The organism is Nocardioides sp. GCM10027114, assembly GCF_042659625.1.
Lineage (GTDB): Bacteria > Actinomycetota > Actinomycetes > Propionibacteriales > Nocardioidaceae > Nocardioides.
Map to the genome: position 1 here is coordinate 475,329 of NZ_JBHSSS010000026.1, position 11,330 is coordinate 486,658.

7 protein-coding genes are annotated in these 11,330 nt (G+C 73.8%); 1 reads left to right on the forward strand and 6 read right to left on the reverse strand.

From position 1 onward, the window contains the following. Nucleotides 1–51 precede the first annotated feature (51 nt). Complete coding sequence (locus ACFP2E_RS16745; protein WP_378523943.1) at nt 52–2,049, forward strand: ATP-dependent DNA helicase; 1,998 nt, start codon at nt 52–54, stop codon at nt 2,047–2,049. A 201-nt stretch (nt 2,050–2,250) separates the two neighbouring features. Here the strand turns inward: ACFP2E_RS16745 and ACFP2E_RS16750 are convergent, their stop codons facing one another. The 6 genes from ACFP2E_RS16750 to ACFP2E_RS16775 all read right to left on the reverse strand — a co-directional run. Further along, nucleotides 2,251–3,534 (reverse strand): alkaline phosphatase family protein, encoded by a 1,284-nt coding sequence (locus ACFP2E_RS16750; protein ID WP_378523944.1) that lies wholly within the window; start codon nt 3,532–3,534, stop codon nt 2,251–2,253. Beyond that, nucleotides 3,534–5,246, reverse strand: coding sequence for an alkaline phosphatase D family protein (locus ACFP2E_RS16755; protein ID WP_378523945.1), 1,713 nt, complete (start codon nt 5,244–5,246; stop codon nt 3,534–3,536). The genes ACFP2E_RS16750 and ACFP2E_RS16755 overlap by 1 nt, the downstream gene beginning before the upstream one ends. A gap of 112 nt (nt 5,247–5,358) precedes the next feature. Then, on the reverse strand, nt 5,359–7,047 hold the full coding sequence (locus ACFP2E_RS16760) for an alkaline phosphatase D family protein (protein WP_378523946.1): 1,689 nt from the start codon (nt 7,045–7,047) through the stop codon (nt 5,359–5,361). Further along, nucleotides 7,044–7,862, reverse strand: coding sequence for a phosphatase PAP2 family protein (locus tag ACFP2E_RS16765; protein WP_378523947.1), 819 nt, complete (start codon nt 7,860–7,862; stop codon nt 7,044–7,046). The genes ACFP2E_RS16760 and ACFP2E_RS16765 overlap by 4 nt, the downstream gene beginning before the upstream one ends. Nucleotides 7,863–7,993: 131 nt before the next feature. Then, on the reverse strand, nt 7,994–9,643 hold the full coding sequence (locus ACFP2E_RS16770; protein ID WP_378523948.1) for an MXAN_6640 family putative metalloprotease: 1,650 nt from the start codon (nt 9,641–9,643) through the stop codon (nt 7,994–7,996). Between the two features lie 162 nt (nt 9,644–9,805). Beyond that, nucleotides 9,806–11,330: MXAN_6640 family putative metalloprotease (locus ACFP2E_RS16775; RefSeq protein ID WP_378539354.1), on the reverse strand; the 1,525-nt coding region annotated here is incomplete at its 5' end.

An 11,330-nucleotide genomic window follows, 5' to 3' on the forward strand; every position in this document is an offset into this window, starting at 1 on the left:
TGCCGCCCGACCACCGGCCCGGGTGTCGGCGGGCGGGTCTAGAGTTTGCGGGTGCCGCAGACCACCGCCCGGGAGACGTCCGTCGAGGAGGTGCTCGGCGCTGCCGTGACCGCGCTCGGGGGTCAGGAGCGACCCGGCCAGGTCGCCATGGCCCGCGCCGTCGCCGACGCGATGGAGGAGGGGAAGCACCTCCTCGTCCAGGCCGGCACCGGCACCGGCAAGTCGCTCGGCTACCTCGTGCCCAGCCTGCTCCACGGCAAGCGCGTCGTCGTCGCCACAGCCACCCTCGCGCTGCAGCACCAGCTCGTCGAGCGCGACATCCCGCGGCTCGTGGAGGCCGTCGGCGACCGGCTCGACGCCAGCTACGCCGTGCTCAAGGGCCGCTCCAACTACGCCTGCCTCCACCGGATCCGCGAGGGCGTGCCCGACGACCAGGGCGTGCTCGTCGACGTGCCGCAGGGCTCCATGGCCGAGAAGGTGCTCGAGCTGCGCGCCTGGGCCGAGGAGGAGGCCGGGGCCGGCGGCAGCGGCGAGCGTGACAACGCCCCGCGCCACACCGACCGCGAGTGGCGGCAGGTCTCCGTCGGCCACCGCGACTGCCTCGGCGCCTCGAAGTGCCCCTTCGGCCAGGAGTGCTTCGTCGAGCTCGCCCGCGAGAAGGCCCACCGCAGCCACCTGATCGTCACCAACCACTCGCTCCTCGCCATCGACGCCATCGAGGGCGTGCCGATGATCCCGGAGTACGACGCCGTGGTGATCGACGAGGCCCACGAGCTCGTCGCCCGGGTCACCCAGGCCGCCACCGACGAGCTCGGCGTCAGCGACGTGGAGCGCGCCGCCCGCCGCTCGCAGCGCCACGTCGACGGCTCCGAGGCCGACGACCTCGCCGACGCCGCCGACGCGCTGGCCGACGCGATCGCCGCCGCGTCGCCGGGCCGGTTCGACACCATGCCCGACCAGCTCGGCGACGCGCTGGTGCTGGTCCGCGACGCGGCCCGCGCCTGCCTCTCGGCGTACCCGAAGGGCGACGACGCCGAGGGCGGCGACGCCGGGCTCACCCAGGCGAAGGGCTCGGTGCAGGAGGTCTTCGCCAACGCCGAGCGGATGGCCGCCGACCTCGAGTCCGACGTGCTCTGGCTGACCGAGGGGGGCGACCGGTTCCCGCCGCGGCTGTGCGTCGCGCCGCTCCAGGTGTGGGGCACGATGCGCGACAAGCTGCTCACCGACAAGACCGTCGTCTTCACCAGCGCCACGCTGATGCTGGGCGGCGACTTCTCCTCGATCGCGACCAGCGTGGGCCTCAAGCCGTCGGAGCGGGTCGTCGAGCCCGGCCCGGTCGACGAGGGCAACATGGGCGACGCAGCCGAGGGCGGCGCGCTGCCGTGGCGCGGCATCGACGTCGGCTCGCCGTTCGACTACGGCCGCCAGGGGATCCTCTACGTCGCCCGCCACCTGCCGCAGCCCGGCCGCGACGGCCTGGGCCCGAAGCAGCTCGACGAGATCGTCGAGCTGGTCGACGCAGCCGAGGGCCGCACGCTCGGGCTGTTCTCGTCACGCCGCGCGGCGGAGGCCGCGGCCGAGGTGGTCCGCGAGCGGTTGCCCCACCTGACCACCCTCGCGCAGGGCGATGCCCAGCTGCCCGAGCTGGCCAAGCAGTTCGTCGAGGACCCCCACACCAACCTCTTCGGCACCCTCAGCCTGTGGCAGGGCCTCGACGTCCCGGGCGACACCTGCCAGCTGGTGATCATCGACCGGATCCCGTTCCCGCGGCCCGACGACCCGCTCATGTCGGCGCGGCAGCGGGCCGTCGAGAAGGCCGGCGGCAACGGCTTCATGACCGTCGCCGCCACCCACGCGGCGCTGCTGCTCGCCCAGGGCGCGGGCCGGCTGATCCGCACCACCACCGACAAGGGCGTCGTGGCCGTGCTCGACCCGCGGCTCGCGACCGCCCGCTACGCCGGCTTCCTCAAGGCCAGCCTGCCGCCGATGTGGACCACCCACGACCCGGCCGTCGTCCGCAAGGCGCTGGCCCGGATCGCCGCCGGCTGATCGCGGGCCTCGGCTACCGGTGGTCGCCGCCCTGCACCGGTGCGGGGGTTTCGAGGCTCGGCGCTGGCGCGCCTCGCACCTCAACCACCGGCGGTGGGTTCGTGCCCGCCCGGGACGGGCACCGCTGGCGCGCCTCGCGCCTCAACCACCGGCGGTGGGTTCGTGCCCGCCCGGGACGGGCACGATCCCGGTCACCCGAGATCAGAGGCGGCTGGCGCCGTCGTACCCGCCGGACGGCCCGCCGACCCCGAAGTACGCCGACAGCGTGGGCGCGACGTCGAGGGTGAGCGCCTGCGCCGACGACGAGGTGCCCTTGCGGACCGCCGAGGAGCCGCCACCGATGAAGAACGGGATCGGCAGCGTCGCGGGGTGGCCGTGGTTGCCGGGGATCGGGTTGCCGAACGGATCCGGCTCGCTGAACCGCCAGCCTGCCTTGCAGTAGACGACCACGTCGCCGGCCTCGGGGCCGAGCGGCAGCGAGGTCCGCGGCTGCGCCGACAGCACGCCCGGCGAGGCCAGCGCGATCTGCCGCATCCGGGCGATCGCGGCGTCCCGCTCGGCGTCGGCGCCGAGCCAGTAGAGCAGGTCGGCGCCGCCCTGGTCGGCGATGGCGACCTTGCCGGCCAGCATCGGGTCGGCGTCCATGTCGTCCTGCAGGGTGATCAGGTTGCCCGGCACCGACCAGTCCATCGAGTGGTCGGCCAGCACGACGACGATCGAGTTCTTCCACCGCCCGGTCGCCTTGAGGTGGTCGACGAACCGCTTCACCTGCTGGTCGGTGTCGGTGAGCGCGAGCCGACGGGCCGCCTTCAGGTCGTAGGGGCCGGTGAGGTCGGAGTGGCCGAACCGGTCGATGTCGCCGAGGTTGACGAAGACCAGGTTGGGGTCATGCTGGTCGATCATCGCCAGCGTCGCGTCCATCGTGGCCGCGTCGGGCGCGTGCCCCGACACCGGGATGACCGGCGCCGGCTCCCAGCGGTGCGTGGCCCGGTCGCCGAAGACGCCGTACAGGTACTCCTTGCTGAGCACGGTGCCGGTGGTGAGGCCGGCGCCGTTGAGCCGCTCGATGACGGTCTGCACCTTCACGTCCGACGGTCGGTCCATCGTGCGGACCGCGCCGAGCGCCGGGTCGTAGAAGGAGTTCGCCGGCACGCCCGTCCGGTCGGGGAAGACCCCGGCCATCATCATCACGTGGTTCGGGATCGTCTCCATGATCGGCACCGACGACGCCGTCGGGTAGTTCCGCCCGCCGGCCCGCAGCGCGGCCAGGTTGGGCGTGAGCACGTCGCTGATCTCGTCGGGCCGGCAGCCGTCGACGACGAGCACGTAGGCGCGCTTCGGGCTGCGTCCCCGTGCCTTCGCGGCCTGCGCCGCGCCCGGCAGGCTCGACAGCACGACGGCGCCGGTGCCGGCCGCGCCGACGGTCAGGAACGTACGCCGGCTCGTCGCGGGACGCGTGAACGCGTCGGACCTGGTCTCACACATCAGCCACGCACCTCCGAGTCGGCCTTCTCCACCTTGTTCGTGCCCGACCGGGTCCGGAAGGACGTGCTCCAGGTGATCGGCGTGTTCTTGTCGGCCCGGTCGCCGATGACGAACCAGTCCATCTGCGCCCGCTCCGGCGTCAGGTCCAGCACCGAGAAGCCGTGGCTGTCGAAGTCGAGGTACCGGACGTGGCGGTTGTTCGCCTTGATCCCCTCCTCGACGGCGACGCTGGTCGTGCGGGGCGGGGTGCCGGTGATGTCCTTGAGGTTGTTCGAGGTCACCGAGCTGCACACGAACTCCACGCCCGCCGAGTCCTCGGCCGGGTTGACGCCGGTGTACGTCGACGCGTCGTACGGCAGCTCGCACGCCCAGCCGGAGTGGATGTCGCCGGTGATGAAGAGCGCGTCGCGGACGCCGTTGTCGCGGATGTGCTCGAAGACCTCGGTCCGGTCGGCGGTGTAGCCGTCCCACTGGTCCACGTTGTACGGCGCCCCGTTGCGCGGCAGCAGCCCGGTGACGTCGGCGACCGGGTTGACGAGCTCGTCCGGCAGGTCGCCGAAGTTCACCGGCGCGACCATCACCGGGTTGCCGACCAGCTTCCACTGGGCGCGGCCGGGCTGCAGCGAGTCCTTGAGCCAGACCATCTGCTGGTCGCCGGTGATGGTCCGCGACGGGTCGCTGACGGCGGGGTCGACGGACGCGGTCGGCGAGTGGACCTGCTGGCTGCGGTAGGTGCGCAGGTCGAGCATGCTCAGCTCCGCGAGCCGGCCGAACCTCAGCCGGCGGAAGAGGCGGGAGCCGTCGTCGAGGGCGGCGGTGCCGTTCATCCGGGCCGGCATCCACTCGTCGTACGCGCGGTGCGAGCGGGCCCGGCGGACGAGGTAGTCGCCCTCGGTCTGGGGCTGGTGGTTCTCGGCGCCCTCGGCCCACGCATCGTTGGTCACCTCGTGGTCGTCCCACGTGACGATCCACGGGCACAGGGCGTGCGCGTCCTGCAGGTCGGGGTCGGTCTTGTACTGCGCGTGGCGCCGCCGGTAGTCCTCGAGCGTGACCATCTCGCGTGGCGGGTCGTGCGGTCGGATGTCGACGTTGGACTGGCCGTAGCCGTACTCGCCGGGCGCGTACTCGTAGAGGTAGTCACCCAGGTGGAGCACGGCGTGCAGGTCGGTGCGCTGCGCCAGGCCGCGGTACGCCGAGAACCAGCCGGCCTGCCAGTTGGCGCACGACACGACCCCGAACCGCAGGTTCGACGGGAGGGCGTCGGCGGCGGGTGCGGTGCGGGTCCGGCCGACGCGGCTGGTCACGGTGTCGTAGCGGAACCGGTACCAGTACCACCGGGCCGGGGCGAGCCCGGTGACGTCGACCTTGACGGTGTGGTCGCGGTCGGGCCCGGTCTCGAAGGTGCCCTTCCGGACGATCTTCCTGAACGCCGAGTCGGTGGCGACCTCCCACTTCACGGAGACGCGCGGGCCGACCCCCGAGCCCGGCGTGCTCTCGGGGGTCGGGGTGACCCGGGTCCAGAGGACCACGGCGTCGGGCAGCGGGTCACCGGAGGCGACGCCGTGGGCGAAGACCGCCCTGGAGGGGGACGACTTGGCCGCGAGGGCCGGCGAGGCGAGCGAGGCGCCGGACAGGCCGGCGAGGCCGGCGCCGGTGGCGCCGGTGGCCAGCACGGTCCGACGGCTGACGGGGGGCAGCGGCGGAGTGTTCACGGGAAGATTGAACGAGCGAGGCCGGCGATGGTGAAGGCCTCGACGGTGTGACCTCCGTCCGTTCACCCGTGATCTGTTCCGCGTTTGACCGGGCGCCATCGCGGGAACCGCCTCACCCCACGGGCCCGTCCGCGCGGGCCACGCTCCCGGAGCCTGTCGCCGTCGCCCACGACGTCTCCCAGGCGGCCGCGCTGTCGGGGTCGGTCTTGTCGGCCAGCACGAACCAGTCCATCTGCGCCCGCTCCGGCGTCACGTCGAGCACGGAGTAGCCGTGGTCGTCGAAGTTGATGTGCTTGATGTGCCGGTTGTTGGCCATCAGCGTCGCCTCGATGGCGCGGGTGGCGGTGCGCGGCGGGGCGCCGGTGATGTCGTCGATGTTCGAGGACGTCACCGAGGTGCAGACGAACTCGACGCCGGCGGTGCCGCCGATCGGGTAGGCGCCGGTGTCCAGCGGCAGGTCGCACGCCCAGCCGGAGTGGATGTCCCCGGTGAGGAAGACCGTGTCGGTGATCCCGGTCGACGCGATGTGGTCGAACAGCTCGCGCCGGTCGGCGGTGTAGCCGTCCCACTGGTCGACGTTGATCGGCACCCCGTCGCGCGGGCTCTCGCCCGTGACCTGGTGGATGACCGTCACCGTCTCCTCGGGGAGCTGCGCCGTCGACAGCGGCGCGATCATCACCGAGTTGCCGACCAGCTTCCACTGCGACGCGGAGCTCGCCAGCGACTCCTTGAGCCACGCCATCTGCTCGTCGCCGGTGATGGTGCGGTCCTCGTCGTCGGCCTCGGTCTGCAGCTGCGGCAGCGGGAACGGTGCGGCCGTCTCGACCATCCTGTCCCGGTAGGTGCGCAGGTCGAGCATGGTGAGCTCGGCCAGGGTGCCCCAGCGGACCCGCCGGAACAGCCGGGTGCCGTCGCCGAGCCGGGCGGTGCCGTCGAGGCGCACCGGCATCCACTCGTCGTACGCGCGGTGGGCGCGGGCCCGGCGGCGCAGGTAGTCGCCCTCGGTGTCGGGCTGGTGGTTCTCGGCGCCGTCCTCGTAGCTGTCGTTGGTGACCTCGTGGTCGTCCCAGATCGTCACGAACGGCAGCCGGGCGTGCAGGTCCTGCAGGTGCGGGTCGGTCTTGTACTGCGCGTGCCGCTGCCGGTAGTCGGCGAGCGCGACGATCTCCCGGTCCGGGAAGTGCTGCCGGACCGCCTTCTCGTTGGCGGCGTACTCGTAGAGGTAGTCGCCGAGGTGGAGCACCGCGTCGAGGTCGTCGCGGCGGGCGAGGTGGCCGTACGCCGCGAAGTGGCCGGCCTCGAAGTGGGAGCAGGAGACCACGCCGACCCGCAGGTTGTCGGGGGTGGCGCCGGCGGCGGGGGCGGTCCGGGTGCGGCCGACCCGGCTGGTGGCGTCGCGCAGGTGGAACCGGAAGAAGTACCAGGAGTCCGGGGCGAGGCCCTGCGCGTCGACCTTGACCGTGTGGTCGCGGCCGGGGCTGGTCTGGAAGCTGCCGGACCGGACGACGTCGCGGAAGTCCGCGTCGCGGGCCACCTCCCAGCGGACCGTCACGCGGGGGCCGCGGCCGGAGCCGGGGGTGGCCTCGGGCGTGGGGGTGACTCGCGTCCACAGCACGACGCCGGTGGGCTCGGGGTCGCCGGACGCGACGCCGTGGGCGAATACGTCCCGGTCGCCGGCGGCCGCCTTGCCGCCGCGACGGGCGTCGGCGGGGACGGCGCCGAGCACGCCGAGGCTGGTGGCGCCGACGGCGGCTCCGGTGCCGGCGAGGACGGTACGACGGGTGTGCAGCGGAGTGGTCACGGTCGGGGCAACGAGGCTCGTCCGCCCGCGTGACGGCCACGCGGCACCCCGGGCGGAGAGTTCACCCCGAGGTCACCCGCGCGCCACCCGGCGACGGCGTACCCGAGCAGGACCACGAGCCAGCCGGCGACGACGTCGAGGACCCAGTGGTTGCCGGTGCCGACCACCACGACGGCCGTGACCGCCGCGTGGGCCCAGCCGAGCGAGCGCGCGACCCGGCTCGTGGTCGTGGCGCGGACCGCCAGCGCCACCCACAGCGCCCAGCCGGCGTGCAGCGACGGGAACGCCGCGAGCTGGTTGGTGAGACCGCCCAGACCGCGCGGCGCGGAGGCCTCCGCGCCCCACCACCCGGCCGACGCGTGGAGCTGCAGCACGTCGACCGACCAGCCCGGCGTCAGGCGCGGCGGCGCCATGGGGACGAGCAGGTAGACGACGAGGCCCGCCACCGTCGCGAGGACGAGCGCCCGGCGCGCCGGCAGGTACGCCGCAGGGCCGCGGCGGTGCAGCCACAGGAGCACCCCGGCCGTGACGACGTAGTGGGCGGTCGCGTACTGGAACGACGCGAGCAGCCCCAGCAGGCCCACGTCGACGAACAGCGCCGTGAGCGGGCCCTCCCAGGCGATCCCCAGGACCTGCTCGACCGCGACGAGGTCCATCGCGCGGGCGACCGCGGGACCGGGCGCGTCGTCCGCGACGAGACGGCTGGCGCTGTAGCCGACGTACAGCAGCGCCACGAGGGCGAGCTCCCGCAGGCCGCCCGCCAGACGCGGACGGGGTGGTGGCAGCGGGGTCCGGGGGGTGTCGAGCAGGGTCACCGCTCGAGGGTCGCCGTGGCGTCACGTCACGGGCATCGGGTGCCGCCCCTGAGCCGTCCCCGGGGCTCCCCTGACCCGGCCCGGCCCCGCCGGCCCCCTGGGCAGGGCGGGGCCGGGCCGGGACCTGCGGGCTACCGCTTCGCGGTGAACCGGATCTTCTGCGTCAGGTTGTCGTCCTTCGGCACACCGGCGCAGGAGTAGGTGAAGCTGCCGTCGGTCCAGCACTGGCCGATCCGCGTGCTGGCGTTGACGAGCGTGGCCTGCACGTTCCTCACCTTGCGGCCGTTGAACGGCACCGCCTTCTTCCCGTTCCCCTTCTTGTTGAGCCGCACGTGGAAGGTCTTCGCCTTGCCGCTCTTGTAGAGCACGGTGACGACCGCGTGCGAGCCGCGCTTGCGGGCCGCCATGTCGACGACCACGAGCAGCTTCCACGCCTTGCCGCGGATCCCGCGGCCGGGCTTGACCTGCATGGTGCCGGCGGTGAGGTGCCACAGGTCGATCTGGCCGACCGCGCCGCGACGGTTCTTCGTCAGCGTCGCCTTGCCCGCCAGCGGCGGCGTCGGGTAGCCCTGGGCGCGGCCCTCGTCGTACGTCTTGGCCGGGCGGCGGTTGGCGTCGGCGAAGCCGGCGTACACCTTGCCGAAGTCGGGGCCGACGGCCTGGACGGCCTTCTTGACCGCCTGCAGCGAGTAGTCGGCCGGGCCTCCCGGCGCGTCGTCGGCCCGCTCCCAGATCTTGCGCATCAGCACCGGCATGCCGCCTGACTCGGCCGGGAACCGCTCGGTGAGGTAGCGGAAGAAGACCCAGTTGCCGTAGACGTTGAGCCCGAACGCCCCGTCGAGCGGGGCCAGCGGTCCGGCGTAGTCCGGGCCGGTCGCCGGGTTCCCGAGCTGGCCGAACGGCAGGTAGAAGACGCTGTCGTTGACGCCGTCGAACAGCTCGTCCTCGGCCCAGGTGGCGGTGCCCTCCATCAGCCAGGTGTCCTCGCCGACGTCGTAGGCGAACTGCACGGCGTGGAAGTACTCGTGGGCCGCGGTGACCTGCATGTTCTCCAGCGGCGTGTTGAACGGGAACTGGCCGGCGGCGTAGTCGTCGTCGAGGACGCAGAACGCCCAGACCGCCCACGGCGGGCCGATCGGCGTCTGGTCGCTGGTGCAGTAGCCGTAGACGCCCTGGTTGCCGATGTCGGCGAGGTAGATGTCCGTCTTCGCGTCACCGCCCAGGACGCCGTCGGCCAGTGGCTCGCGGTAGCCGGCCGCGACGTACGCCGCGTGCACCTGCTCCATGGTGGCGAGGACCGCGTCGACGTAGTCGGGCGTGGTGCCGGCGTCGGGACCGTCGGTGAGGTCCGGGGCGTCGGCGGTGCTCGCGACGTAGTGGACGCACACGTTCGGGCCGCACAGCGGGGTCTCCTCGGCCACGGTGTACTCCGAGAACACGCCGTCGCCTCCCGGCGCGGTCGGCCTCGACAGCATCGCGTCGGCCCGGCGCCGCTCCGCGCCGCTGAGCGCCTGCCGCTGCAGCATCAGGTCGCGGAGCACCAGCGTGGCCTCGCGGCCGTGGGCGTGCGCCTCCGCGGGGTCCTCGGGTGCGTGCTCGCCGCCGGCGAGGTGCTCGGCCGCGGCCAGGGTCCGTGCGGCCTCGGCGCGGGACCGGTCGAGCTCGACGCGGTCCGGTGCGGAGCGACCGGCCGGGGATGCCCCCGCGTTGGCGGCCGTCAGGCCCAGCGTGGTCGCGAGCGCGAGCGCAGCGGCTGCTGCGACGAAGGGTCTGGTGCGCATGACGGCTCCTCGAGACGGCGGCAGTCCTCCCGATTCAAGGGCCCTGCCACCGGCTCGGCGACCGGATGTGCGGGGGATACCTGAAATAGGGGGTTCTGCCCGTGGCCCCCCGCGTGCCCGGTCATTCTCACTCAGGGCCCGGTCGCGGCAGGAAACGTCTCGTTACTGCCGCGCCGTGCCGCGGACCCGGGCGCGCAGCCCGTCGTCGCGGGGCACGCCGCCGCAGGAGTAGGTGAGCCTCTCGTCGGACCAGCACCGGGTCGTCCGGGTGCTGGCGTTGACGAGCGTGACCTCGACGTGCCGGACCCGGCGGCTGCCGAAGGGCACCGACACCGCGCCCGCGCCCGTGCGGTCGAGCTTCACCCGGCGGGTCGTGACGTCCCCGTCGCGGTCGTACGACGTCACCACGGCGTGCGAGCCGCGGCCGCGGTGGGGCAGGTCGAGGACCAGGCGCAGCCGCCAGCCGCGGGCCGCCAGGCCGGAGCCGGGGCGGAACCGGACTGTGGCGCTGGTGAGGTGGTCGAGGTCGACCCGGCGCTCGGCGACGCGCTGGTTCCTGGTCAGCGTGGCCCGGCGTGCGAGCGGGGGCCGCGGGTAGGGGTGGCTGCCGCCCTCCTCGTAGACCCTGCCGGGCCGGCGGTTGGCGTCGGCGAAGTCGGCGTACACGGTGCCGAGGTCGGCGCCGGCGCCCGCGAGCGCCCGGCGGACCGCCTGCAGGGAGTAGCGGTCCTTCGCGCCGGGCGCCGCGTCTGCGTTGCGCCACATCGACCGGACCAGCGTCGGCAGGCCGCCGGCCTCCGCCGGGAAGCGTTCGGTCAGGTAGCGGAAGAAGACCCAGTTGCCGTAGACGTTCAGCCCGCGCCCGGCGTCGAGCGAGGTCGCCGGCCCGGCGTACGACGGGCCCGGGCCGGGGTCGCCGAGCTGGCCGTAGCGAAGGTAGAACGCGCTGTCGTCGACGTCGTCGAACAGCTCGTCCTCGGCCCAGGTCGCGGTGCCCTCCATGAACCAGGTGTCCTCGCCGATGTCGTAGGCGAACTGCACGGCGTGGAAGTACTCGTGGGCCGCGGTGACCTGCATGTTCTCCAGCGGGGTGTTCGTCGGGAACTCGTCGGGCGCGTAGTCGTTGTCGAGCAGGCAGTAGGCCCACACGTCCCACGGCGGCCCGATCGGCTGCTGGTCGCTGGTGCAGAAGCCGTAGAGGCCGAGCGCCCCGACGTCGGCGAGGTAGATGTCGGTGCGGGGGTCGCCGCCGTTGGTGCCGTCGGACTTGGGCGGCCGGTAGCCGGCGGCGACGTACGTCGCGTGCACCTGCTCGAGGGTGGCGAGGACGGCGTCGACGTAGTCGGGCGTGGTGCCCTCGTCCGGTCCGTCGGTGAGGTCGGGGGCGTCGTCGGTGTCGAGGGCGTAGTGGACGCAGACGTTCGGCCCGCAGAGCGGCGGCGCCCAGGTGCGGGCGGCCGGGGCCCCGAGGTGTGCGCCGCCCTCGGCCGCGGTGGGCCGGGCCAGCAGCGCGTCGGCGGCCGTGCGGTCGGCGCCGGTCAGCGCGGCGCGCTGCAGCGCGAGGTCGCGCAGCACGAGGGTGGCCTCGCGGTCGGGCGCGCGGTCGGGCGCGCGGTCGGCGCCGGTCAGCAGCGCCGTCGCCCGGTCCAGCGCGGCGGCCGCGGCGCGCGCCCGGTCGGTCGCCGCC

Excerpts from the sequence above, each read along its gene's own strand:
- ACFP2E_RS16750 (WP_378523944.1), bottom strand. The coding sequence starts at position 3,534 with ATGTGTGAGACCAGGTCCGACGCGTTCACGCGTCCCGCGACGAGCCGG.
- ACFP2E_RS16770 (WP_378523948.1), bottom strand. The coding sequence starts at position 9,643 with ATGCGCACCAGACCCTTCGTCGCAGCAGCCGCTGCGCTCGCGCTCGCG.